Source organism: Pseudomonas sp. MF7453, from assembly GCF_016405455.1.
Lineage (GTDB): Bacteria > Pseudomonadota > Gammaproteobacteria > Pseudomonadales > Pseudomonadaceae > Aquipseudomonas > Aquipseudomonas paralactis.
Genome location: NZ_JAEKCN010000005.1, coordinates 103339 through 127968 on the forward strand (window position 1 = coordinate 103339; position 24630 = coordinate 127968).

Sequence of the window (24630 nt, forward strand, 5' to 3'; positions counted from 1 at the left end):
CACCTCGGTATATCAGGCACTCCGAGGTGATGCTATCGCAGGCAAGCCAGCTCCCACATTTGATCTCCATTGGGCTGGAGGTCAGCGGTGTATCAATACCACCGTGCCTCACCCGGCGGGCGTTTCTTGAAGCGCTTCATGCTCCACATGTACTGGCTTGGGTAAGCGCCTACATAGCGCTCAACTACCTTGCTCATCGCCGCACAGGACGTCGCGGTGTCGGTGCTGTACATGTCTTCCGGCGCGGCTTCCAGGATCACCTTGTAGCCCGAGCCGTCCGGCAGCCGCAGGGCATGCAGGAACACACCCACGGCCTTGTGGCCCGCGAGCATGTTGGGCACGAATTTGCTGGTGAGCGCCTGGGTGGCGAAAAACGGTACGAAGATGCCCGCGGACTCAGCCGGTTCCGGGTCGGCAGGAATGCCCACCTGGCCGCCTTTGCGCACTTCCTTGATCACGCTGAGAATGCCTTCTTTGGTCGACGCCGCCACGCGGTTGCCCAGCTGCACGCGTTGTTTGCGCAGCAGTTCGTCCACCGCCTTGAGCTTGGGCGGCCGATAGAAAATGATCGGTTTGCACTGGCTGCAATAGAAGTGGTTCAACACTTCCCAGTTGCCCAGGTGGCTGGTGATGCCCACCACGCCTTTGCCGGAGGCCAGGGCCTCGTGCAGCACTTCCAGGCCCTCGACTTCGCGGACCAGGTCGATGGAGCGCTGCGCCGGCCAGATCCACGCGCAGGCGCTTTCAGTGAGGGACTTGCCGATGTCCATCAGGCTGCGGCCCACCAGGCGCTCGCGCTCGGCCGGGTCCATCTCCGGAAAGCACTTGGAGAGGTTGATCCGCACGGTGTCGCGGGAGCGGTTGGGGGTTTTCCACATGATCCAGCCGATACCCGTGCCGACGGCTTGTACGGCGCGCCAGGGCAGCAGGGCAAACAACCGAAGAGCGCCTACCAGCAAGGCGCCTTTAAACTTTTCCACAGGTCACTCCTGATCGTGTGTGGTGCGCAAAGCCGGCATTCTAACCGGCGTTGACCAAGTCCGCGTAACGGTCGCAGTCCTGGGTGTGGTCCATGACCATGCCCGAGGCCTGCATGAAGGCGTAGCAGATGGTCGGCCCCACGAAGGTGAAGCCGGCCTTTTTCAAGGCTTTACTCATGGCTTCGGCTTCGGGCGTAATCGCCGGGACGTCGCTGCGATCCTTGAAGTGATTGACCTTGGGTTTGCCGCCGACAAACGACCACAAAAATCCCACTGGATCTTCCAGTGCCAGCCAGGCCGCGGCGTTGCGCCGGGTGGCATTGAGCTTCAAGCGATTGCGCACGATGCCGGGATCCTGCATCAGCGCCTCGATTTCTTCGTCGCTCAACTGGGCCAGGCGCTGCGCATCAAACCCGAACAAGACCTTTCGATAATGCTCGCGTTTGCGTAAAACGGTGATCCAGGACAGGCCTGCCTGGAACCCTTCGAGCAAAAGCAACTCGAACAAACCCTGCGCATCGCGCAGCGGCGTTCCCCACTCTTGATCGTGATAAGCCATGTACAGCGGATCTTCAGAACACCAAAAGCAGCGTGGCATAAGGCTCCAGGGAGTGGTGGCGGGGCCGAATCGGGTATACTCCCGCTCTTTAAATCGCAGCCCAAGTAACAGGTGAATTTCGTGAGCCAGCCTACGCCAGCCGTGCGTACCTTCCAAGACTTGATCCTCGCCCTCCAGCAATACTGGGCCGAGCAAGGTTGTGTGGTACTTCAGCCCTACGATATGGAAGTAGGCGCCGGCACTTTCCACACCGCTACATTCCTGCGGGCCATCGGCCCGGAAACCTGGAACGCCGCTTATGTGCAGCCCAGTCGTCGCCCGACTGACGGTCGCTACGGCGAAAACCCGAACCGTCTGCAGCACTACTACCAGTTTCAGGTGGTATTGAAGCCCAACCCGGACAACTTCCAGGAACTGTACCTGGGCTCGCTGAAACATGTCGGTCTGGACCCATTGGTGCACGACATCCGTTTCGTCGAAGACAACTGGGAATCGCCAACCCTGGGCGCCTGGGGCCTGGGCTGGGAAGTCTGGCTCAACGGCATGGAAGTGACGCAGTTCACTTACTTCCAGCAAGCGGGCGGCATTGAATGCTACCCGGTCACCGGCGAGATCACCTACGGTCTGGAGCGCCTGGCCATGTACCTGCAAGGCGTGGACTCGGTCTACGACCTGGTATGGGCTGACGGCCCGTTCGGCAAGGTGACCTACGGCGATGTGTTCCACCAGAACGAAGTGGAGCAGTCCACCTACAACTTCGAACACGCCAACGTCGACAAGCTGTTCGAACTGTTCGATTTCTATGAAAGCGAAGCCAAGCGCCTGATCGAACTCGACCAGCCGCTGCCGTTGCCAAGCTATGAAATGGTGTTGAAGGCGTCCCATACCTTCAACCTGCTGGACGCGCGCCGTGCCATCTCGGTAACCGCACGCCAGCAATACATCCTGCGTGTACGCACTCTGGCGCGTTCCGTCGCTCAAGCCTACCTGCTGGCTCGCGCCAAGCTGGGCTTCCCGATGGCCACCCCGGACCTGCGTGATGAAGTGTTGGCTAAGCTGGAGGCTGCACAATGAGTGCTCAAGATTTCCTGGTTGAACTGGGCACCGAAGAGCTGCCACCCAAGGCACTCAATACCCTGGCCGATGCGTTCCTGGCCGGTATCGAAAAAGGCCTGCAGACTGCCGGCCTGAAGTTTGAAGCCAAAAAAGTCTACGCCGCGCCGCGCCGTCTGGCTGTGCTGCTGACCGCGCTGGAAACCCAGCAGCCGGACCGCAACATCAACCTGGACGGCCCACCGCGTCAGGCAGCTTTCGATGCCGACGGCAACCCTACCCAGGCCGCCCTTGGCTTTGCCAAGAAGTGTGGCGTAGAGCTGAGCGAGATCGACCAAAGTGGCCCGAAACTGCGTTTCAGCCAGGTCATCACCGGCAAGCCGACCGCCAGCCTGTTGCCGACCATCGTTGAAGACTCCCTGAACGACCTGCCTATTCCCAAGCGCATGCGCTGGGGTGCGCGCAAGGAAGAGTTCGTACGTCCAACCCAATGGCTGGTGATGCTGCTCGGTGACCAGGTCATCGATTGCACCCTCCTCGCCCAGAAGGCCGGTCGTGACTCCCGTGGTCACCGCTTCCATCATCCGCAAAGCGTGCGCATCACTTCGCCGGCCAACTACCTTAACGACCTGCGTGCCGCTTACGTATTGGCCGATGCCAATGAGCGTCGCGAGCTGATCAGCAAGCGCACCGAAGAGCTGGCCCGCCTGCAGGAAGGCACCGCCATCGTGCCGCCAAGCCTGCTGGACGAAGTGACCGCCCTGGTGGAATGGCCGGTGCCGCTGGTGTGCTCGTTCGAAGAGCGTTTCCTCGATGTGCCGCAAGAAGCCTTGATCACCACCATGCAGGACAACCAGAAGTACTTCTGCCTGCTGGATGCGGACGGTAAGTTGCTGCCGCGTTTTATCACCGTGGCCAACATCGAGAGCAAGGACCCGCAGCAGATCATCGCCGGTAACGAGAAAGTCGTTCGCCCGCGGCTGACCGATGCCGAGTTCTTCTTCAAGCAAGACAAGAAGCAGAAGCTGGAAGACTTCAACCTGCGCCTGCAAAACGTGGTGTTCCAGGAAAAACTCGGCAGTGTCTACGACAAGGCCGTGCGGGTTTCCAAGCTGGCAGCCTACATTGCTCCACGCATCGGCGGCGACGCAGCCTGGGCTGCCCGTGCCGGCTTGCTGTCCAAGTGCGACCTGGCCACCGAAATGGTCGGCGAGTTCCCTGAGATGCAAGGTGTTGCCGGTTACTATTACGCCCTCAACGACGGCGAGCCGGACGATGTCGCCCTGGCCCTGAACGAGCAGTACATGCCACGCGGTGCCGGTGCAGAACTGCCGACCACCCTGACGGGTGCAGCTGTGGCCATCGCCGACAAGCTCGATACGCTGGTGGGTATCTTCGGTATCGGTATGTTGCCCACCGGCAGCAAAGACCCGTATGCCCTGCGCCGTGCGGCATTGGGCGTGCTGCGGATCCTGATCGACAAGAAGCTGGACCTCGACCTGACTCAGGCCGTGGTATTCGCCGTCGGCCAGTTCGGCACCAAGGTCAAGCAAGCCGGCCTGGCCGAGCAAGTGCTGGAGTTCGTGTTCGACCGCTTGCGTGCGCGTTACGAAGACGAAGGCGTGGATGTTTCCGTCTACCTCTCGGTACGTGCCCTGCAACCGGGTTCAGCACTGGACTTCGACCAGCGTGTACAAGCCGTGCAAGCGTTCCGCAAGCTGCCGGAAGCCGATGCCCTGGCCGCCGTGAACAAGCGCGTGTCGAACCTGCTGAGCAAGGCCGATAACCTCGGCAGTGCCGAAGTCGACCCTGGCCTGTTTGCCGACGCCAAGGAGTTCTCGCTGAACTCGGCCATCGCCAAGGCCGAGAGCGCCGTGAAGCCACTGATCGCCGAGCGTAACTACGCGCAAGCGCTGGCGCGCCTGGCGTCGTTGCGCGAGCCGGTGGATGCGTTCTTCGAAGCGGTGATGATCAATGCCGACGATGCCGGCGTGCGCAAAAACCGCTACGCCATGCTGGCGCGCCTGCGTGGTTTGTTCATCAATATCGCCGACATTTCCGTACTGGGCTGATCATGTTGAAACTGCTGATTCTCGATCGGGACGGGGTGATCAACTATGACTCCGACGCTTACATCAAGTCGGTGCAAGAGTGGATCCCCTTGCCCGGCTCGATCGAGGCCATCGCGCAGTTGAGCAAAGCCGGCTGGACAGTGGCCATCGCCACCAACCAGTCCGGCATCGCCCGCGGTTACTACGACATCGCCACCCTGGACGCCATGCACGCGCGCTTGCGCACGTTGGTGGCCGAACAGGGCGGTGAGGTGGGGCTGGTGGTTTACTGCCCCCACGGGCCGGATGAGGGCTGCGATTGCCGCAAGCCCAAGCCTGGCATGTTGAAAATCATTGCAGAACATTACAAGGTGCCCTTGGCTGGGATATGGTTCGTCGGGGACAGCCTCGGTGACCTGGAGGCGGCCAAAGCCGTCGACTCTCAGCCAGTTTTGGTAAAGACCGGAAAAGGCGAAAAGACCCAGGCTAAAAACCTGCCGGTAGGCACCTTGATTTTTGACGATCTGGCGGCCGTTGCCGCAGAACTTATTAATAACTAGCCGCCCTCGACTTCCTGACCAAGGATTGTTCGGGAGTGCGCTTTTAACAGGCGGGCCGTGTCCCGCAACGGTAAATGCCGCCATGTCGATCTTGCAGGCCATCAGAACCTTTTTCTTTTACCTGCTGCTGGGCACCAGTTCGTTTCTCTGGTGCACCCTGAGCTTTTTTATTGCACCCTTCCTGCCGTTCAAGGCGCGTTATCGCTTCATCAACGTTTATTGGTGCCGCTGCGCGTTGTGGCTGAGCAAGGTATTCCTGAACATCCGTTTCGAGGTCAAGGGCGCAGAAAACGTCCCAGATCAACCCTGCGTGATTCTTTCGAACCACCAAAGCACCTGGGAAACCTTCTTTCTTTCCGCATACTTCTCGCCCCTGAGCCAGGTGCTTAAGCGTGAACTGCTGTACGTGCCGTTTTTTGGCTGGGCCATGGCCATGTTGCGCCCGATCGCCATTGACCGTGACAACCCCAAGGCAGCACTCAAGCATGTGGCCAAGAAGGGCGACGAGTTGCTCAAGGATGGCGTCTGGGTGCTGATCTTCCCAGAGGGGACGCGTGTGCCCTACGGCACCGTAGGCAAATTTTCACGGGGCGGCACCGCCTTGGCGGTCAACGCCAACCTGCCGGTGCTGCCCATTGCCCACAATGCCGGCAAGTTCTGGCCAAAGACCGGCTGGGCCAAACGCCCAGGCACCATCACCGTGGTGATAGGCGAGCCGATGTACGCAGAAGGCGAGGGGCCGCGTGCCATTGCTGCACTGAACGACCGCGCCGCAGCGTGGAATGAAGCGCAGCAGCGAGCCATGGGCTCCCTGCCTCCCGAGCCCCTGGTGGTGGAGACCCCGGCGATTTGAGGATCTGTGGATAACCTGTGCACGCTTTGTTGGCGAATTGGCTTTTTTGATTCATAACCTACTGATTTGCTTCTATATTTCTGAAGGTCATAAAATCTCGAAAAACGTGCATAAGTTTTTTCCTCATAAAAAAACCGGTCCTTGTGACCGGTTTTTTATGCACAGCAGAAAAGTCAGTTTTTAGTCGTCCAACTGCGGCAGTAACAAGATGAATGTCGAGCCCTTACCCAGCTCACTTTCACAAACGATGCGTCCACCATGGCGTTCCACCACGGCCTTAACCATCGTCAGCCCCAGTCCCAGACCGTCACTGCCCTGGGCCGAATCAAAACGCCGGTACTGGCTGAACAGCTCCGGCAAATCCTCGGGGGCGATCCCCGGCCCCTGATCGCTGATGCGGCATTCCAGCCACCCCTGTGCACTGGCGTGCCTTAACCTGACGGTAGTTCCGGATGGGGAATATTTGATCGCATTCTCCAGCACGTTGAATAACGCACGGGTGAGCAGTGATTGATCGGCGTGGACCATCGCTTCATCTGCCTCATCCAGGTCGTGGACCAGATGGATACCCTTGAGTTGCGCAATCACCGCCACCTGATCAAAAGCGTCCATCACCAGCATAGCGAACAAGGTCGTCTGGAACTGGTAGCCGTCAGCCTCGGCCTTGGCTAATTGCACGAAGGATTCGGTAAGGCTCAAGGCCCGTCGGACCTGTTGCTCGACCTGGGCAAAAACCGGCGATTGGCCGTTATGCACATCGAGCAGGGCGAGGATCGCCGAATGGGGTGCGCGCAGGTCGTGGGACAGGAAACGCAGCATGGTCTCGCGGTGCTGCTGGGCTTCTCGCTCCTTGCTCAGGTCCGTCAGGCTTAACAGCCAGCCGAGGGCGAAGTCACCTTCGGCCGGAAGCAAGGGCGCAAGCTCCATCCGCAAGCTGCGCTGGTGGATATCGCGAAACTCGACCAATTCCAGTGCTGACAGGGCAGGGCGTACGCCGTTGTGCAGCGGGGGATAGCCCAAATCGGCGAGTTGTTCGATGAGGTTTGAGTTGACCAGGTCGTTACCGAACACATCCCGGGCTACTCGATTGGCCAACAGAATATTGCCTTGAGGGTCGGTTATCAGCGTTGCGACCGGCAGGCATTCCAGCCCGTCCGCCATAAAGCGCCGCGTATCACGCGTGCGGCTGACTGCCTGCTCAAGAGCAAAGATCCGCCCCTGCAGCACGTCGCCCTTGCTGGCGGGCGCACGACGACGTTCCGGCAGTACCTTGGGCTCGTTATCCAACCGCGCCAACTCCCAGCCAAAGTAAGCCAGGATGACGCTCAGGCGCCGCCAGTTCCAGATGAGATAGCTGAGTAACAGCCCAATCAAACACGCGGCGGGGGACCACCAATGCCCAAGGCGCAACAATGCCCATGAGCCCACCAGCGCCGCGATCATACCGCCCAGGGTCATCCACAAGGCGTAGCGAGGGCGATACAACAGCAGGCCCAGCAGCAAGGTCACCAAGGAGGTCGCCAACAAGGCTGCGAGCCATCCGGGCAGGTCGACAATGCTGCGCCCCTGCAAAAAACCATTGAGGATATCGGCTTGGATCTCCACTCCCGCGGTGGTGCCGACGGTGGAGGAAAGCGGGCTCACAAAACGATCAGCCATTCCATACGCCGTGGCGCCGATCAGAATCAGCCGGCCGCGCAACGTCTCGGGAGGTACTTCGCCGCGCAACACGCTGATGTAAGACACGCTGGGAAAGTGATTATCTTCCGAGGTGAACGGCACGCGGATTTCATGTTCCTGATGCCACTGCTGGCTGGTGGGCTGTTGCGCCAGGCCGGGCATTACTGGTGCTTGTTCGCTACTCAGCGCGAACGCCAACCACGCCAGTTGAGGAAGCGTGCTTCCCGGCGGGCCTTCACGCAGATAAACGCTACGTACAATGCCGTCCTTATCCGCTTCGACGTTGATATGCCCCACACCCTTGGCGCACTTGAGCAATGGCGACAGCGGCTCTCCCGGCAGGCTGGGGCTTACACTGCTATCACCGACGATGGGCAGCAGTACATTGCCAGCATTGCAGACGGCATCGGCCAATCGTCGTCCATCGGCCCCCTCACCAGACTCGCTGAAGATTACGTCAAATAGAATGCCGGCCGGCTGGGCGGTACTGAGGCGTTCGATCAGGTCTGCGTGTACGCTGCGCGGCCAAGGCCAGGGGCCGAGTATTTCCAGGCTGGGCGCATCAATGGTGACCAACAGAATCCGTGGATCAACCGGCAAGGGTGTCAGTCGGCGCAGGCTGTCGTAGAGAGGATTATTGAGCGCCAGGCCGGGACTCAAGGAGAGGTAAACGGTAAAGGGCAGCAGCACCAGCCCGATCAGCAACCATTCACGGACCAACCCATGGAACAACAGCTGTGCCTGGGTGGGTTGGCGTTTCTCGGCTTTGCGCCATAGCTTCACAGGGCTACCGCCGAAAGTGCGCGAAGACATTGATGGTCATTGGGTAAAGGTGTCATAGGCCCAGCTCCCTCTCCATGTGGTGACGTTCAACTTTGTTCTGAAACCAGTGAAGCTTATTTCGGTCTCAGTTGAGGACTTTACCCAGAACCGTGCAACAAACCATACCTCACCTTGGTGCAGGGCAGGGGTATGAGTGAGTTCTTTTCCTTACAGACAGGAGCCGGTATCTTTCCGTTAAGTATCACGGGATCTTATCAGCGTATCGATAGATACAAGGCTCGTAGAATCTGCCCATAATTATTCAGATTCAGAGTCTGGCTTTGTACAGTCGTCTCTCATTAAAGCAGTCGTATTTTTTGCAGGAAGGACCCCACCATGCGAGTCGCAATACTGGATGACGAGCCCGCCGAGTTGCGACGGGTGGAACAGACACTGCGACAGATTCCCGGTACAGCGGAACAGCCATGGTCGCTGCATTTCTTTGAGCGCGGTGAAGACCTGCTGCGCCAACTGCGGCGGGAAACCTTTGACCTGCTGATCCTGGACTGGCAACTGCCGGATATCTCGGGTATAGCTTTGTTGCGCTGGACCCGCGAGCACATGGAATCACCGCCCGCAGTGATCATGCTGACCAGCCGCGATGCCGAGAGCGATATCGTCACCGCATTGAACAGCGGCGCAGATGATTACGTCAGCAAACCCTTTCGCCCCAACGAACTCAAAGCACGCGTCAGCGCCGTGCTGCGCCGCCACGGTTTGCAGAAATCGGCGACCCAGGAAGTACAGAGTTTCAATGACCTGACGTTCGACGATGCCGAACTGACCGTCACCCGCGCGGGAAAACCCATTAACCTGACAGAGCGCGAATACCGTCTGGCCAGTTGCCTGTTTGCCAATCTGGCGCGGCCGCTGTCGCGTGAATACCTGTATGAGCGGTTTTGGAGCCATGAAGAAATGGTCTCGTCACGACCTTTGGATACCCATATCTACCGTCTGCGTAACAAGCTCGGGCTAACGGCGGATCGCGGTTGGCAGCTGTTGACGATCTATGGGTACGGGTATCGGTTGGAGAGTGTGGCAACACCGGCGCAGAGCTGAAGTAATGATGTTCCACGTGGAGCATTTTAAAATGCTTAACCATTACCCATAAAAAAGGCCAACGCTAAGCGTTGGCCTTTTTTATTTCCAGCTGCTTTACCTGATCAGAAGTCCAGGTTAGACACCGCCAAGGCATTGCTCTCAATGAAGTCACGGCGAGGCTCGACCGCATCACCCATGAGGGTGTTGAAGATCTGGTCTGCGCCAATGGCGTCTTCGATGGTCACACGCAACATGCGACGCTGAGCCGGGTCCATGGTGGTTTCCCACAGCTGGTCCGGGTTCATCTCGCCCAGACCTTTGTATCGCTGGATGGTATGACGCTTGGTGCTTTCAGCCATCAGCCAGTCCAGAGCTTCCTTGAACTCCTTGACCGCTTTCTTACGCTCACCACGCTGAATGTAGGCACCATCGTCCAGCAGGGTGCTCAGTTGCGCGCCAAGAGTAACGACTGTCTTGTAGTCGTTGCTGCCGAAGAAGTCGCGGTTGAAGGTGACGTAGTTCGACAAGCCGTGGGAGATCAGTTCGACCTCCGGCAGCCATACGTTACGTTCACGGTCTTCGCGCAGGCTGGCTTTGTACACCAGGCCAGACTTCTCAACGGTACGCAGACGCACTTCGTACTGGGCCAGCCAGTCCTGCATGGCGGCGTGATCGCCCAACTGCTCCAGGCTCACGGCCGGCAGGTAGATGAAGTGCTCGGTCAGCTCCTGAGGGTACAGGCGCGACAAACGCTTGAGCGTCTTCATGACCATACGGAAGTCATTGACCAGACGCTCCAGCGCCTCGCCGGAGATGCCCGGGGCTTCGTCGTTCAAGTGCAGGCTGGCATCTTCCAGGGCCGACTGCGTCATGTACTCTTCCATGGCGTCGTCGTCTTTGATGTATTGCTCTTGCTTGCCCTTTTTCACTTTGTACAACGGCGGCTGGGCGATGTAGATATAGCCACGTTCAATCAGCTCTGGCAGCTGGCGGAAGAAGAACGTCAGCAGCAGGGTACGGATGTGCGAACCGTCGACGTCAGCATCGGTCATGATGATGATGTTGTGGTAGCGCAGCTTGTCGATGTTGTACTCATCACGGCCGATACCGCAACCGAGTGCCGTGATCAAGGTGCCGACTTCCTGCGAGGAAATCATCTTGTCGAAGCGGGCCTTCTCAACGTTGAGGATCTTGCCCTTCAACGGCAGAATGGCCTGAGTGCGACGGTTGCGACCCTGCTTGGCGGAACCGCCAGCAGAGTCACCTTCCACCAGGTACAGTTCGGAGAGGGCAGGGTCCTTCTCCTGGCAGTCAGCCAATTTGCCCGGCAAGCCAGCGATATCCAGCGCGCCTTTACGACGGGTCATCTCACGGGCTTTACGCGCGGCTTCACGGGCGCGGGCAGCATCGATCATCTTGCCGACGACCAGTTTGGCCTCGTTCGGGTTTTCCAACAGGAAGTCGGAGAAGTACTTACCCATTTCCTGTTCAACCGCGGTCTTCACTTCGGAAGACACCAGCTTGTCTTTGGTCTGGGAGCTGAACTTCGGATCCGGAACCTTGACCGAGATAATTGCGGTCAGGCCTTCACGAGCATCATCACCGGTGGTGGCGACTTTATGTTTCTTCGCCAAGCCTTCGGCTTCGATGTAGGTATTCAGGTTACGCGTCAGTGCAGAACGGAAACCCACCAGGTGAGTACCGCCGTCGCGCTGGGGAATGTTGTTGGTGAAGCACAACAGGTTCTCGTTGAAGCTGTCGTTCCACTGCAACGCGATTTCCACGCCGATGCCGTCTTCACGCTGAATGTTGAAGTGGAACACCTGGTTGACCGCAGTCTTGTTGGTGTTCAGGTATTCAACGAACGCACGCAGGCCACCTTCGTACTTGAACAGCTCTTCCTTGCCGCTGCGCTCATCCTTGAGGACGATGCCAACACCGGAGTTAAGGAAGGACAGTTCGCGAATCCGCTTGGCCAGGATGTCCCAGCTGAAGTGGATGTTCTTGAAGGTTTCTTCCGATGGCTTGAAGTGGATCTGGGTACCGGTGGTTTCACTGTCACCGACGATTTTCATCGGTTCCTGTGGCACGCCGTGGACGTAAGTCTGTTCCCAAATCTTGCCACTACGGCGAACAGTGAGGATCAGCTCTTCGGACAGAGCGTTCACTACCGACACACCTACACCGTGCAGACCGCCGGATACTTTATAGGAGTTGTCGTCGAACTTACCGCCGGCGTGGAGCACGGTCATGATGACCTCTGCCGCCGAGACGCCTTCTTCTTTGTGCACGTCTACCGGGATGCCACGACCGTTGTCACGCACGGTGATGGATTCATCCGGGTGGATGATAATGCTGATGTCGTCGCAGTGACCGGCCAGAGCTTCGTCGATGGAGTTATCGACCACCTCGAACACCATGTGGTGCAGACCGCTACCATCATCGGTGTCGCCAATGTACATACCGGGACGTTTGCGTACGGCATCCAAACCTTTCAGCACTTTAATGCTGGTCGAGTCGTACGTGTTTTCTTCGCTCATGCCTTCACTCCCGATGGTCGTGGGTCTGGGTGATACGGCCTTGTTCCACGTGGAACAAAGCGACTGGCGTTTCCGTCTGCCAGCCTTCCCTCAATAATTCGTGGTCTACACAGGTAATGAATACCTGGCAGCGTAAGTCTTCCAACAAGCGGCATAGCGAACGGCGGTGCTGCTCGTCGAGCTCCGACGGCAAGTCATCCACCAGATAAATACACTGACCGCGCCGGGCCTGGCTAACCAGGTGCCCTTGCGCGATACGCAGCGCACACACCACCAACTTCTGCTGACCGCGGGACAAGATATCCGCAGCATTGTGTGCACCTAATCTAAGGCGCAAATCAGCACGCTGGGGCCCGGCCTGGGTGTGTCCGATTTGCTGATCCCGCTGCAGGGACGTCGCAAGCACTGCACTTAGCTCACGTTCTTTGTCCCAACCTCGGTAATAACTCAGCGTCAGCCCTTCAAGATCCAGCAACTCGCTCAAGGTCTGCTCAAAGACTGGTTTCAAGGCTTTGATATAGGCACGACGGTATTCATCTATTTCGTCGCTGGCCAGGCACAGTTCCCGGTCCCAGGCTGCTTGCGAAGCGGCGTCAAGTGTACCATGCCGCAGCCATGAGTTCCGCTGCCGCAGGGCCTTCTGCAGGCGCTGCCAAGTGGCCATGAAGCGTGGTTCCACGTGGAACACACCCCAATCAAGAAATTGTCGGCGTATTTTCGGCGCGCCTTCCAACAAGCGGAAGCTGTCTGGATTGATCAACTGCAAGGGCAGGATTTCTGCCAATTGCGCGGCACTGCGCGCATTTTGCCCGTCGATACGAATCTGAAACTCACCGCCGCGATCGCGAGATATCCCCAGGGCACTGTGGCCGCCTTCTGCCAATTCGACTTGGCCAAACACTGTGCACGCCAACTGTTCGTACTGGATCACGGGCAACAGGCGGGCACTGCGGAAGGAACGGGCGAGCCCCAGCAAGTGGATAGCTTCCAGCACGCTGGTTTTGCCACTGCCGTTGGCGCCATGGAGGATATTGATGCGGGGGGAGGGGGAGAAGGTCACCGGGTGCAGATTGCGCACCGCGGTGACAGAGACGCGACTAAGGGACATCTAGCTTCTGCTGAGCATGATTACAGGCGCATCGGCATGACAACGTAAGCCGAGTCGTCGTTATCGGATTCTTGCACCAGTGCGCTGCTGTTGGAGTCCGACAGGATCAGGCGAACCTGTTCGGTAGTCATGACGCCCAGCACGTCCAACAGGTAGCTCACGTTAAAGCCGATTTCCAGAGAGCCGCCGTTGTAGTCGACGCCCACTTCTTCCTCAGCCTCTTCCTGTTCCGGGTTGTTGGCCTGGATTTTCAGTTGGCCGTTGGCCAACTGCAGACGAATACCACGGTACTTTTCGTTCGACAGAATCGCAGTACGGCTAAATGCTTCACGCAGGGCCTGGCGATCACCAACCACCAGCTTGTCGCCACCTTTGGGCAATACACGCTCGTAATCGGGGAACTTGCCGTCAACCAATTTGGAGGTGAAGGTGAACTCACCGGTGGTCGCGCGAATGTGGTGCTGGCCCAACACGATGCTGACATTGCCATCCGGCTCGGTGAGCAAGCGCGCTAATTCGAGGATACCTTTGCGCGGAACGATCACCTGGTGACGATCCGGCTGGCCGATATCGGCACGCATCGAGCACATCGCCAGACGGTGACCGTCGGTGGCTACCGCGCGAATGATGCCTTCGGATACTTCCAGCAACATGCCGTTGAGGTAGTAGCGCACGTCCTGCTGGGCCATGGCGAAGCTGGTGCGCTCGATCAAGCGACGCAGCTTGCTTTGCTCCAGGCTGCAGGTCAGCGAGCCCGGGCCTTCTTCCACGGTTGGGAAGTCGTTGGCAGGCAAGGTTGACAGGGTGAATCGGCTACGGCCAGCCTTGACCACCAGCTTCTGTTCATCAACCTTGATGTCAATCAGCGCATCGTTGGGCAGGCTTTTGCAGATGTCCATCAGCTTGCGCGCCGGCACGGTGATTTCACCGGGTTCAGCGGGCTCTTCAAGCTGCACACGACCAACCAGCTCGACTTCCAGGTCGGTACCGGTCAAGGACAACTGCTGGCCTTCGACCACCAGTAATACGTTGGAAAGCACCGGCAAGGTCTGTCGGCGCTCGACGACGCCTGCGACCAGTTGCAGGGGTTTCAACAGGGCTTCGCGTTGAATGGTGAAATGCATGGTCTAGTCCCTTGCCTTAATAAGCTGCGCTGGTGTCATCACGTAGTCAGTGTACGCAGCAGGTTCTTGTAGTCCTCGCGAATATCCGCGTCGGATTCCTTAAGTTCGTTGATTTTGCGGCAGGCGTGCAAGACCGTGGTGTGGTCGCGACCGCCAAACACATCACCGATTTCCGGCAGGCTGTGGTTGGTCAGCTCCTTGGAGAGAGCCATGGCCACCTGGCGCGGGCGTGCAACCGAGCGCGATCGGCGCTTGGACAGCAGGTCGGAAATCTTGATCTTGTAGTACTCGGCCACGGTGCGCTGGATGTTATCCACACTTACCAGCTTGTCCTGCAAGGCCAACAGGTCCTTCAGGGATTCGCGAATCAACTCGATGGTGATATCACGGCCCATGAAGTGCGAGTGAGCGATGACCCGCTTGAGCGCGCCCTCCAGCTCACGCACGTTGGAGCGAATGCGTTGGGCAATAAAGAAGGCAGCGTCGTGAGGCAGATCAACCTTTGCCTGGTCAGCCTTCTTCATCAGGATCGCAACCCGGGTTTCGAGCTCCGGCGGTTCTACCGCAACGGTCAGGCCCCAGCCGAAGCGAGACTTCAGGCGCTCTTCCAGGCCTTCGATTTCTTTTGGGTAACGGTCACTGGTCAAGATGACCTGCTGGCCACCTTCGAGCAGGGCGTTGAAGGTGTGGAAAAATTCTTCCTGGGAGCGTTCCTTGCGAGCGAAGAACTGAATGTCATCGATCAGCAAAGCATCAACGGAGCGGTAGAAACGTTTGAACTCGTTGATCGCATTGAGCTGCAGGGCCTTGACCATGTCAGCCACGAAGCGTTCCGAATGCAGGTATACAACCTTGGCGTTCGGGTTCTTCTTTAATAGGTGGTTACCTACCGCGTGCATCAAGTGCGTCTTACCCAAGCCAACGCCACCATAAAGGAAGAGCGGGTTGTAACCGTGCTTGGGGTTGTCCGCGACTTGCCAGGCGGCTGCACGAGCCAGCTGGTTGGACTTGCCCTCGACGAAGTTCTCGAAGGTAAAGGTGCGGTTCAGGTAACTGGTGTGCTTGAGCGCCCCCTCGACCTGCACGGTACGCTGCTCGGCACGAACGGGAGCCTGCTGGGAGCTGGCGCCTGCCATCGGGTCGAAGCTGTCGCGGGACGGCTCTTCATGCTCTGGCGCATTTTTTTGCACAGAGGATTTGGACGGCGTAGCAGCAGGTGCAGGAGAAGCAGCAACCGGAGCCGCTGCGGCCTGGGCTTGCGATGCCGCGGCAGCCAAAGGCGCATTCGGCGCAGCACGGGGTGCCGAGCTACGTTTGCTGCCTATTAATAAGGAGAGCACGGGCGCGAGGCCATTGCCATGTTCATCGAGCAATTCGAGAACGCGGCTCAGGTACTTCTCGTTGACCCAGTCGAGAACAAAACGATTGGGTGCGTAGACACGCAACTCGTCGCCTTCGGCTTCGACCTGTAGCGGACGGATCCAGGTGTTGAATTGCTGGGCAGGCAGCTCATCGCGCAAAAGCTCCACGCACTGCTGCCAAAGTTCCACTGACACGGATATCCCCTAAGTTGAAAGCCGGTGAGGCAAAAACAGCCGCCATTGTAGCGGCCAGCCGCCCACTTATCCACATGTAGGTTGCTCACAGGGCACCCAAAATCAATGTGTTAACGGCATACGAGGCGACCAACGGTCTGTGCATAAGCTCTGTGGATAAGCGACCCTGAGCTCGTTGTACAAGTGGGGGCAAAAGTCTGTGGGTAACCAGCCTGTGGATAAAACCCCATTCCACACACAGCTTATCCGATAGCGCAGCACAGGCAGAGCACCGCTTCTCCCCCGTGTTGTCATTCTCTGTACATCACGCAGAACAAGGGCTAAAGGCAGTTATCCACAGATGATCGCCGGACTAGCTTTTATAAGCTTTACAGAAAAGCTTTAAATAACTTCCTTCTTTATTTTTATATCTATGCCGTGGGTGATGGAAGCAGAACGGACCGAAAGGCTACAAAGATCTAATTGAAGGAAAAGCTGGTTGGAAATTGACCTAGAGGCTTGCTTTCTCTAGAATCGCCGGTCTCTTAAAACGGGGGCCATTCCGGCCCGTTGTGGACGAACCAGGTAACAACGCCATGAAACGTACTTTCCAACCAAGCACCATCAAACGCGCCCGTACTCACGGCTTCCGTGCTCGCATGGCTACCAAGAACGGCCGTGCTGTCCTGTCGCGTCGCCGCGCCAAAGGTCGTGCGCGTCTGGCAGTTTGATAATCCGGTACTGGTGGTGAGTCAGGACTTCAGTCGGGAAAAGCGTCTGCTTACTCCCCGGCATTTCAAGGCAGTCTTTGACTCCCCCACCGGCAAGGTTCCGGGGAAAAATCTCCTGCTCCTTGCGCGTAACAACGATCTTGATCACCCCCGTCTCGGGCTGGTGATTGGCAAGAAGAGCGTCAAGCTCTCCGTTGAGCGCAATCGCCTCAAGCGTCTGATGCGCGAATCGTTTCGCCTCCACCAGGACACTCTGGTTGGTTGGGATATTGTTATCGTCGCGCGCAAAGGCTTGGGTGATGTAGAAAACCCCGAATTGATTCAGCATTTCGGCAAGCTCTGGAAACGTTTGGCTCGTACCCACAAGCCAGCACCAGCAGTCAGCACCGAAACTGTAGGGGTAGACAGCCTTGATGCGTAAACTGGCAATCGTTCCGATCCAGTTTTATCGCTATGCCATTAGTCCTCTGATGGCCAGCCACTGTCGTTTCTACCCCAGTTGTTCCTGCTACGCGTTAGAGGCCATAGAAAATCATGGTCTTCTGCGCGGTGGCTGGCTGACCTTTCGTCGTTTAGGTCGCTGTCATCCGTGGAATCCCGGTGGTTATGACCCGGTTCCACCTATCCCTACCTCCCGTTCTTCTTCGATGGCCGAGTAATCATGGATATTAAACGCACAATCCTGATCGTCGCCCTGGCAATCGTGTCCTATGTCATGGTCCTTAAATGGAACCAGGACTACGGTCAGGCTGCCCTGCCGACTCAGAATGTTGCTACCAATCAGGCTGCGCCGGCTATTCCGGACACCCCGCTGGGTAACAATGCGTCCGCGAGTGCCGATGTTCCCAGCGCGAATGGCGAGACAAGTGCCCCGTTAGAAACGCCAGTGGTCACCAATAAAGACCTCATCCACGTAAAAACGGATGTGCTCGACCTGGCTATCGACCCACAGGGTGGTGATATCGCACAGCTGAAGCTGCCGCTTTATCCACGTCGTCAGGACCATCCGGATGTTCCATTCCAGCTGTTCGATAACGGCGGTGAACGTACTTATCTGGCGCAAAGCGGCCTGACCGGCACCAATGGTCCGGATGCACGTGCTACCGGTCGTCCGGTTTATTCGACCGAGCAAAAGACTTATCAACTGGCAGACGGCCAGAACCAGTTGAACGTCGATCTGAAATTCAGTCTCGACGGCGTCAACTACATCAAGCGTTTCAGCTTTACCCGTGGTTTGTACGATTTGAAGGTCACTTACCTGATCGACAACACCAGCGACAAAGCCTGGAGCGGCAACCTGTTTGCCCAGCTCAAGCGTGACGCCAGCTCCGACCCGTCTTCCAGCACTGCCACCGGCACCGCGACTTACCTGGGCGCAGCCCTGTGGACAAGTAACGAGCCGTATAAAAAAGTGTCGATGAAAGATATCGACAAGGGCACCCTGAAAGAAACCGTTCAAGGTGGCTGGGTAGCATGGCTGCAGCACTACTTCGTGACCGCGTGGATTCCGAACAAGGGTGACGCGAACCTGGTTCAGACCCGCAAGGACAGCCAAGGCAACTACATCATTGGCTTCACTGGCCCGGCGTTGACCGTCGCTCCAGGCGCCAAGGCTGAAACCAGCGCTACCCTGTATGCCGGCCCTAAAAGCCAGGCCGTATTGAAAGAGTTATCCCCAGGTCTGGAACTGACTGTGGATTACGGCTTCCTGTGGTTCATTGCCCAGCCGATTTTCTGGCTGCTGCAACATATCCACAGCATCGTCGGTAACTGGGGCTGGTCGATCATCTTCCTGACCATGCTGATCAAGGGGATCTTCTTCCCACTGTCGGCGGCCAGCTACAAGTCGATGGCACGGATGCGTGCGGTTGCCCCGAAACTGGCGGCACTGAAAGAACAACACGGCGATGATCGGCAGAAAATGTCGCAGGCCATGATGGAGCTGTACAAGAAAGAGAAGATCAACCCGCTGGGTGGATGCTTGCCTATTCTGGTGCAGATGCCGGTGTTCCTGTCGCTGTATTGGGTATTGCTGGAAAGCGTTGAAATGCGCCAGGCGCCGTTCATGCTGTGGATAACTGACCTGTCGATCAAAGACCCGTTCTTTATCCTGCCGATCATCATGGGCGCGACCATGTTTATCCAGCAGCGCCTGAACCCAACGCCGCCGGATCCGATGCAGGCCAAAGTGATGAAAATGATGCCAATCATCTTCACCTTCTTCTTCCTGTGGTTCCCTGCTGGCTTGGTACTGTACTGGGTGGTCAACAACGTGTTGTCGATCTCTCAACAGTGGTACATCACGCGTAAAATCGAAGCGGCTACCAAAAAAGCCGAGGCGTAATTTACTCTGTGGATAACCACTCAAGACGCCCCCTAGTGGGGCGTTTTGCTTTCCGTCACTTTTGTTCTGGAACCTGCTGATGAGCGCTCCTCGTGAAACCATCGCTGCTGTCGCCACCGCTCAGGGCCGGGGCGGAGTCGGTATCGTTCGAATCTCCGGGCCCTTGGCGAGTGTTGCGGCCAGGGCAATCAGTGGCCGAGAGCTGAAACCCCGTTATGCCCATTACGGCCAGTTTCTGGATGCCGATCAAAGCGTATTGGACGAGGGCTTGGCGATCTATTTTCCGGGACCCAACTCTTTCACCGGTGAAGATGTCCTGGAATTACAGGGGCACGGCGGACCTGTGGTCCTGGACATGCTCTTGAAGCGCTGCCTGCAATTGGGCTGCCGCCTGGCGCGACCCGGGGAGTTCAGCGAACGGGCCTTTTTGAACGACAAGCTCGATTTGGCCCAAGCCGAAGCGATCGCGGATTTGATTGAGGCCAGTTCTGCACAGGCTGCGCGTAACGCTTTGCGCTCATTGCAGGGGGCTTTCTCCCTGCGTGTGCATAACTTGACCGAGCAATTGATCAGCCTGCGTATTTACGTTGAAGCGGCGATTGATTTTCCGGAAGAAGAAATCGACTTTCTCGCCGATGGCCATGTTTTGGCGATGCTCGATAAGGTGCGGGATGAGTTATCCACAGTGCTGCGTGAAGCCGGGCAGGGGGCCTTGCTGCGCGATGGCATGACGGTGGTGATTGCCGGTCGTCCCAACGCCGGCAAGTCCAGCCTGCTCAACGCCCTGGCAGGCCGCGAGGCTGCCATCGTCACCGAGATCGCCGGCACTACCCGGGATATTCTGCGCGAACATATCCATATCGACGGTATGCCGCTGCACGTGGTGGATACCGCAGGTTTACGCGACACAGACGACCAAGTGGAAAAGATTGGCGTGGAGCGTGCGCTCAAGGCCATTGGCGAAGCCGATCGTGTGTTGTTGGTTGTCGATGCCAGTGCCCCAGAAGCTGTGGATCCTTTTGCCCTGTGGCCGGAATTTCTTGCACAACGGCCGGACCCGGCCAAAGTCACGTTGATTCGTAACAAGGCCGACCTCACGGGTGAAGCCATCGCGCTGGAAACCAGTGAGGATGGCCATGTCACCATCAGCTTGAGCGCAAAATCGGCGGGTGACGGTTTGGAACTGCTGCGTGAGCATCTCAAGGCCTGCATGGGTTACGAACAGACGTCAGAAAGCAGCTTCAGTGCGCGCCGCAGGCACCTGGAGGCTCTGCGTCACGCCAGCGCAGCCCTGGAACATGGGCGGGCACAGCTGACGTTGGCGGGGGCGGGGGAGCTGCTGGCTGAGGATCTGCGTCAGGCGCAGCAGCTGTTGGGTGAAATTACCGGCGCGTTCAGTTCGGATGACTTGCTGGGGCGGATTTTCTCCAGCTTTTGCATTGGCAAATAGTCGAGTTACCCACAGGGTCTACCAGTTGTAAGACACCGTACCGAGCAAGGTACGGCTGTCGCCCCAATAGCAACGCCCCGCATCGTTGCAACCGGATACATATTCCTTGTCGAACAGGTTCTTGGCGTTCAGGTCCACCGACCAGTGTGGGTTGATCTGATAACCCAGTGCCGCATCCACCAGGGTGACGCTTCCTGCGTCCAGCTTCCCGTAGAGCGTAGGCGGCGTGTAGGAAAAGGTACTGTCGAAATAGCGCACCCCGCCGCCCAGGGAGAAACCCTTGAGTTGGCCGTCGAGAAAGCGATATTTGCCCCACACCGAAGCCTGGTTACGCGGCACGCCCGTCATCTGACGGCCTTCTACCAGCGACGTGGCCGAATCCTTGGTTATCCTGGCGTCGGTGTAGGTATAGGCCGCCGTCACGTTGAAGTTGGAACTGATGTTGCTATTGACCTCGACTTCCACGCCCTTGGCACGACTTTCACCAACCTGGCGATAGCTATTGGTGGTGGAATCCAGGTAGGTATCGTCCTGCTTGCGCAGGTCATACACCGACAACGTCATCGCCGTATCCCAGCCGATCGGCTCGTACTTCACGCCCACTTCGTACTGGCTGCTGGTGATCGGTTTTAACGGCGAGCCGGAGTTGGAGATCTGCTGAACCGGAACGAACGCCGTGGAATAGCTGACATACGGCGTCAGGCCGTTGTCGAACTGGTACATCACACCGCCCTGGTAGGTGAACTTGCGATCCTCCGAATTGATATTGCTCGCTGGCTTGACCTTGTCACGGTAGTCGCTGTCGACCCAGTCCTGGCGGCCACCGAGCAGAAAGAGCCAGTGGTCGTATTTGCTCTGGACCTGTGCATAAACCCCTTTCATCTGCTGCTCAAGCAAGGTGTTCTGCACTGCCAGTGGAGTGAGCGGGTCGCGCAGGTACACCGGGTTATACACATCGATGGTGCCGGCGAAACCCGCATCCCAGTCTTGATTGAACGAGGTTCGGTCATAGCTGGCGCCCAATAACACTGTGTTTTCCAGGCCACCCACCTGGAACTTGCCTTCGAGCTGGTTATCCAGGGAATAGACCATCGACTTGTTGTAGCGATCATAGGCGTTCATGTTCAGCCGGGTGCCAAAGCCTGCGTTATTGAGTGTGCCCGGCCAGGTTTCGTGCCGGTTGATGCGTGACTGCATATAGCGCGAGTTCTGACGGAACTGCCAATCGTCATTGAAGCTGTGGCTGAACTCGTAACCGGTACTCCAGCTTTCGCGTTCAAAGGTGTTCCAGTCCGGATTGCCAAGCATGGTGTGTTTGGACAGCTTGCCGTTGGGATTGGTAAGCAGAGTGCCTGCGGCGGGGAGGCCCAGTTCGAGGTTGGTGTGATCTTTCTGGTAGTTGGCCAGCAGTGTCAGCGTGTTGTAGTCGTCAAAGTTCAGGGTCAGGGAGGGCGCGATATACAGACGATCGTCCGGGACATGATCGGTCTGCGTGTCGGATTTGCGGCCGAGCATCACCACCCGGCCAAGAATTGTGTCGCTGTCATTAAGCGGGCCCGAGATATCCACAGCCAATTGACGTCGATTATTGGAGCCATAACCCAACTGCACCTCACCTTGCGGGGCTGCAGTCGGGTGCTTACTCACCAGATTGACCAAGCCACCAGGCGCGTTTTCGCCGTAAAGGAGGGAAGAGGGGCCGCGAAAAATCTCAACCCGTTCCAGGCCGTAGGGTTCGCTGGTGGTGTCGTATCGATTACCTTGAACACGCAGGCCATCTCGCAGTAGGCCGTAGCCGTAGTCCGTGGCGTTGAAACCGCGAATGAAGAACAGATCACCTGCCAAGCCATCACCTGCCGCGAACGGTGGGGCGAAGATCCCGGGGACGTAGCCCAACACTTCTGTCAGGGTCTGGGATTTCTGGTCTTTGATGCGCTGGCCAGTGACGACGGACACCGAACGCGGTGTCTCTGACAGGGGGGTGCTGGTCTTGGTGCCGATCCGACTGCTTTGCGCCTTGTAACCCACATCTCCGGCGATTTCCTGATTGAAGCCGCCCTGTTGATAAGCGCTCACCGTGGTAGGTGCCAAGGTTAGTTGGCCAACTGGCGCCACTTGCAGCACATAGCTGCCGGGGGCCTGTGCGACCGCTTGCATGTTGGAATGCAGCAGCAGCAGCGCAAAACCTTGTTCGACCGAATAATCGCCTTCCAGCCCTGGCGTATTCAACCGCGCAGTTTGCTCGGGAGAGAAGGACAAAATCACGTTGGCCTTGGCGGCAAACTGGCTTAAGGCGTTGTCCAGTGGGCCGGCGGCAATCGCATAGTGTTGCGTTGCGCCGGCGGCCATGGCTGCGGTGGATAACCATGCGCCAGTGGTTGCGGTGATGAGCAGCAGACCGTAGGTCATGCCATGCCAGGAAAGTCGTTTGCGTAGCCGGGTGGGGAGGCGCATAGGTGGGTAAGCCCTGAAGGTAGCGTCGTGATTACCTGTAGGGCCGTGCCAGGTGAAAAAAAGATAACCCTTCTGTGGATTATTTTTTTGGTCAACCGGTTCGAGTGACCGACACCCAATAGCGGGTGAAGTATTTCACCTGGATCGGTAAGGTCGCTTTCAGGTTCGCGAGCACTGCATCGGTGGCATCCAGGCGGAAGGTACCGGAAACACGCAGGCCGGCGCAGGCTTGATCACAATGCAGCGTTCCCGAGCGATAGCGCGCCAGCTCATCAAGAACATCCCCCAGCCGAGCATCAAGTACGATCAGTTGCCCATTGCGCCAGGCCGCCTGGACGTCGCCATACCGCTGGGTTGTAAGCACATTACGCCGATCGAAATCTGCGCTCTCGCCTGCGGTCAGGATTCGGTGGTGCTCAGGCTGGTCGCCCGGCGCCAGGTCAACCCGGCCCTCCAGGACGCCCACACGCGTGGAGTCCGGAAGTTGGCGCACGGTAAACCGCGTGCCCAACGCCTGAACTCGGCCCTGGCGAGTGTCTACATAAAACGGTAAATGTTCTCCCCGCTTGCCGGTGTGGATAAGTACTTCTCCGTCGCGTAGGCGGATAAGACGCTGGCGCTCGTCGAATGCCACATCGATAGCAGTATTGGTGTTGAGATCGATCTGCGTGCCATCCGCCAGTTCGATCTGTCGCCTTTGACCCACATGGGTTCGGTAATCAGCCCATACGTTGCCAAGAGATGTGTGGTTCTGGACGCTCCAGCCCAGGTACCCACTGCCACCGAGTACGAGCATCCACTTGAGTACCTGGCGCCGCTGTTGGGTGGTGGATAACGCACGGCGTGTGACGTCCTGGGGCAGGGCGCCGAGGCTGCGTTGCAACTGCTCCATCTGGTTCCAGGCCGCCTGGTGGGACGGGTCGCCATTGAGCCATTGCTGCCAGGCGTGCTGTTCAGCGGGCGTCGGGGATTGCGACTGGAACTGCACATACCAAGTGGCAGCAGCCTCGAATGTCTTGCGGTCGGGACCAGTCATGACTGGCTGGCCATGATCAGCGAGCATTCGGTAAGCGTACGGATCATGTGTTTCTTTACCGTGGTCAACGACACCTGCAGTTGATCGGCGATCTGTTGATAAGTCAGCCCTTCCAACTGTGACAGCATGAAGATCCGCCGTGCCCGTTCGCCCAGACCAGACAATGCTTTATCCACAGCCATCAGGGTTTCGATGATGATCGCCTTGTCTTCTTCACTCAAACTCGTCGGCTCAGGCCGCTCTGCCAGGGTTTGTTTATAGGCCTGTTCAATAGCAAACCGGCGATAGCGGTCAATCACCAAGCCCCTGGCGATTGTCGCTAAATAGTCTCGGGGTTCAAGGATCTGGGCCGCGTGTCGTCCACCGAGTATCCGCACGAACGTATCGTGGGCCACATCGGCTGCATCACTGGCGTTATGCAGTTTTCCTTTGAGCCACCCACGCAGCCACGAATGATGTTGTTCATAGATGTGCTGAACAGCGGCAGTGTGTGAAGAGGCAGGCATAGGCGTGACAAGGCTGGTTAATGATAATCGCTATTATTAACTGCCCCGAGGTTTTCTCACAACAGATCTCTTTTTGTCCGCACTGGAATGAATCCAGGGCTTTGCCGTGCTCGAAATCCGGCGTTTCTGTGGATTAAACCCTGTGAGTAACCGCCCCTGTGCCCAGTTGATAACAGGGCCTGAAACCTGAGTAAAAACCCTTC

The 24630-nt window shown here is 57.7% G+C and carries 20 protein-coding genes; 10 read left to right on the forward strand and 10 right to left on the reverse strand.

Translation table 11 applies throughout. From position 1 onward, the window contains the following. Positions 1-92: 92 nt before the first annotated feature. Both JFT63_RS09895 and JFT63_RS09900 read right to left on the reverse strand, forming a co-directional pair. A complete protein-coding gene (locus JFT63_RS09895; RefSeq protein ID WP_057701842.1) occupies positions 93-980 on the reverse strand; it encodes a lysophospholipid acyltransferase in 888 nt (295 codons plus the stop codon). 40 nt (positions 981-1020) lie between these two features. Continuing rightward, positions 1021-1578 (reverse strand): DNA-3-methyladenine glycosylase I, encoded by a 558-nt coding sequence (locus tag JFT63_RS09900; RefSeq protein WP_057701843.1) that lies wholly within the window; start codon positions 1576-1578, stop codon positions 1021-1023. A gap of 81 nt (positions 1579-1659) precedes the next feature. On the opposite strand from JFT63_RS09900, the gene glyQ reads away from it, so the two are divergent. From glyQ to JFT63_RS09920, 4 genes are all read left to right on the forward strand, one after another. Further along, on the forward strand, positions 1660-2613 hold the full coding sequence (glyQ, locus tag JFT63_RS09905) for a glycine--tRNA ligase subunit alpha (RefSeq protein ID WP_003187265.1): 954 nt from the start codon (positions 1660-1662) through the stop codon (positions 2611-2613). After that, positions 2610-4664, forward strand: coding sequence for a glycine--tRNA ligase subunit beta (glyS, locus tag JFT63_RS09910; RefSeq protein ID WP_057701844.1), 2055 nt, complete (start codon positions 2610-2612; stop codon positions 4662-4664). Before glyQ ends, glyS begins: the two co-directional genes overlap by 4 nt. Further along, complete coding sequence (gene gmhB / locus JFT63_RS09915) at positions 4664-5203, forward strand: D-glycero-beta-D-manno-heptose 1,7-bisphosphate 7-phosphatase (protein WP_186559191.1); 540 nt, start codon at positions 4664-4666, stop codon at positions 5201-5203. Before glyS ends, gmhB begins: the two co-directional genes overlap by 1 nt. Before the next feature lie 82 nt (positions 5204-5285). Next, the gene (locus JFT63_RS09920) at positions 5286-6056 is read left to right on the forward strand and encodes a lysophospholipid acyltransferase family protein (RefSeq protein ID WP_057701845.1); all 771 of its coding nucleotides are present in this window, start codon (positions 5286-5288) and stop codon (positions 6054-6056) included. A 180-nt stretch (positions 6057-6236) separates the two neighbouring features. Here the strand turns inward: JFT63_RS09920 and JFT63_RS09925 are convergent, their stop codons facing one another. After that, the gene (locus JFT63_RS09925) at positions 6237-8519 is read right to left on the reverse strand and encodes a CHASE2 domain-containing protein (protein WP_198843923.1); all 2283 of its coding nucleotides are present in this window, start codon (positions 8517-8519) and stop codon (positions 6237-6239) included. Positions 8520-8894: 375 nt separating this feature from the next. Here JFT63_RS09925 and JFT63_RS09930 point away from each other — a divergent pair, with 375 nt between their 5' ends. Then, a complete protein-coding gene (locus tag JFT63_RS09930; protein ID WP_057701846.1) occupies positions 8895-9617 on the forward strand; it encodes a response regulator transcription factor in 723 nt (240 codons plus the stop codon). 104 nt (positions 9618-9721) lie between these two features. Here the strand turns inward: JFT63_RS09930 and gyrB are convergent, their stop codons facing one another. From gyrB to dnaA, 4 genes are read right to left on the reverse strand one after another with little or no spacing between them, the layout of a single operon-like run. Further along, positions 9722-12139 (reverse strand): DNA topoisomerase (ATP-hydrolyzing) subunit B, encoded by a 2418-nt coding sequence (gyrB, locus tag JFT63_RS09935; protein ID WP_057701847.1) that lies wholly within the window; start codon positions 12137-12139, stop codon positions 9722-9724. Between the two features lie 4 nt (positions 12140-12143). Then, a complete protein-coding gene (gene recF, locus JFT63_RS09940) occupies positions 12144-13247 on the reverse strand; it encodes a DNA replication/repair protein RecF (RefSeq protein WP_057701848.1) in 1104 nt (367 codons plus the stop codon). Positions 13248-13267: 20 nt separating this feature from the next. After that, the gene (gene dnaN / locus JFT63_RS09945; protein WP_057701849.1) at positions 13268-14371 is read right to left on the reverse strand and encodes a DNA polymerase III subunit beta; all 1104 of its coding nucleotides are present in this window, start codon (positions 14369-14371) and stop codon (positions 13268-13270) included. Between the two features lie 38 nt (positions 14372-14409). Continuing rightward, positions 14410-15927, reverse strand: coding sequence for a chromosomal replication initiator protein DnaA (dnaA, locus tag JFT63_RS09950; protein ID WP_198843870.1), 1518 nt, complete (start codon positions 15925-15927; stop codon positions 14410-14412). A gap of 575 nt (positions 15928-16502) precedes the next feature. Between dnaA and rpmH the strand changes: the two genes are divergently transcribed. From rpmH to mnmE, 5 genes are all read left to right on the forward strand, one after another. Next, the gene (gene rpmH, locus JFT63_RS09955; RefSeq protein ID WP_003213577.1) at positions 16503-16637 is read left to right on the forward strand and encodes a 50S ribosomal protein L34; all 135 of its coding nucleotides are present in this window, start codon (positions 16503-16505) and stop codon (positions 16635-16637) included. 13 nt (positions 16638-16650) lie between these two features. Next, positions 16651-17058, forward strand: a complete 408-nt coding sequence (rnpA, locus tag JFT63_RS09960; RefSeq protein ID WP_020302575.1) for a ribonuclease P protein component — start codon at positions 16651-16653, stop codon at positions 17056-17058. Further along, complete coding sequence (yidD, locus tag JFT63_RS09965) at positions 17051-17296, forward strand: membrane protein insertion efficiency factor YidD (protein ID WP_019816912.1); 246 nt, start codon at positions 17051-17053, stop codon at positions 17294-17296. Before rnpA ends, yidD begins: the two co-directional genes overlap by 8 nt. Before the next feature lie 2 nt (positions 17297-17298). Then, positions 17299-18981, forward strand: a complete 1683-nt coding sequence (gene yidC / locus JFT63_RS09970; protein WP_005792609.1) for a membrane protein insertase YidC — start codon at positions 17299-17301, stop codon at positions 18979-18981. Positions 18982-19060: 79 nt separating this feature from the next. Further along, positions 19061-20431, forward strand: a complete 1371-nt coding sequence (gene mnmE, locus JFT63_RS09975; RefSeq protein WP_198843871.1) for a tRNA uridine-5-carboxymethylaminomethyl(34) synthesis GTPase MnmE — start codon at positions 19061-19063, stop codon at positions 20429-20431. A gap of 18 nt (positions 20432-20449) precedes the next feature. Here the strand turns inward: mnmE and JFT63_RS09980 are convergent, their stop codons facing one another. From JFT63_RS09980 to JFT63_RS09990, 3 genes are all read right to left on the reverse strand, one after another. Then, positions 20450-22885, reverse strand: a complete 2436-nt coding sequence (locus JFT63_RS09980; RefSeq protein WP_198843872.1) for a TonB-dependent siderophore receptor — start codon at positions 22883-22885, stop codon at positions 20450-20452. 91 nt (positions 22886-22976) lie between these two features. After that, positions 22977-23921 carry a FecR domain-containing protein gene (locus JFT63_RS09985; protein WP_198843873.1) on the reverse strand — a complete coding sequence of 315 codons (945 nt, stop codon included), beginning with the start codon at positions 23919-23921 and terminating at the stop codon, positions 22977-22979. Continuing rightward, a complete protein-coding gene (locus JFT63_RS09990) occupies positions 23918-24427 on the reverse strand; it encodes a sigma-70 family RNA polymerase sigma factor (protein ID WP_057701855.1) in 510 nt (169 codons plus the stop codon). The genes JFT63_RS09985 and JFT63_RS09990 overlap by 4 nt, the downstream gene beginning before the upstream one ends. Positions 24428-24630: the final 203 nt, after the last annotated feature.

What these genes read in the sequence shown, in the direction of transcription:
- JFT63_RS09900 (WP_057701843.1), bottom strand. Translation starts at nt 1,578, where the DNA reads ATGCCACGCTGCTTTTGGTGTTCTGAAGATCCGCTGTACATGGCTTAT.
- glyS (WP_057701844.1), top strand. Translation starts at nt 2,610, where the DNA reads ATGAGTGCTCAAGATTTCCTGGTTGAACTGGGCACCGAAGAGCTGCCA.
- JFT63_RS09920 (WP_057701845.1), top strand. Translation starts at nt 5,286, where the DNA reads ATGTCGATCTTGCAGGCCATCAGAACCTTTTTCTTTTACCTGCTGCTG.
- JFT63_RS09930 (WP_057701846.1), top strand. Translation starts at nt 8,895, where the DNA reads ATGCGAGTCGCAATACTGGATGACGAGCCCGCCGAGTTGCGACGGGTG.
- gyrB (WP_057701847.1), bottom strand. Translation starts at nt 12,139, where the DNA reads ATGAGCGAAGAAAACACGTACGACTCGACCAGCATTAAAGTGCTGAAA.
- recF (WP_057701848.1), bottom strand. Translation starts at nt 13,247, where the DNA reads ATGTCCCTTAGTCGCGTCTCTGTCACCGCGGTGCGCAATCTGCACCCG.
- dnaN (WP_057701849.1), bottom strand. Translation starts at nt 14,371, where the DNA reads ATGCATTTCACCATTCAACGCGAAGCCCTGTTGAAACCCCTGCAACTG.
- rpmH (WP_003213577.1), top strand. Translation starts at nt 16,503, where the DNA reads ATGAAACGTACTTTCCAACCAAGCACCATCAAACGCGCCCGTACTCAC.
- yidD (WP_019816912.1), top strand. Translation starts at nt 17,051, where the DNA reads ATGCGTAAACTGGCAATCGTTCCGATCCAGTTTTATCGCTATGCCATT.
- yidC (WP_005792609.1), top strand. Translation starts at nt 17,299, where the DNA reads ATGGATATTAAACGCACAATCCTGATCGTCGCCCTGGCAATCGTGTCC.
- mnmE (WP_198843871.1), top strand. Translation starts at nt 19,061, where the DNA reads ATGAGCGCTCCTCGTGAAACCATCGCTGCTGTCGCCACCGCTCAGGGC.
- JFT63_RS09980 (WP_198843872.1), bottom strand. Translation starts at nt 22,885, where the DNA reads ATGCGCCTCCCCACCCGGCTACGCAAACGACTTTCCTGGCATGGCATG.
- JFT63_RS09985 (WP_198843873.1), bottom strand. Translation starts at nt 23,921, where the DNA reads ATGACTGGTCCCGACCGCAAGACATTCGAGGCTGCTGCCACTTGGTAT.
- JFT63_RS09990 (WP_057701855.1), bottom strand. Translation starts at nt 24,427, where the DNA reads ATGCCTGCCTCTTCACACACTGCCGCTGTTCAGCACATCTATGAACAA.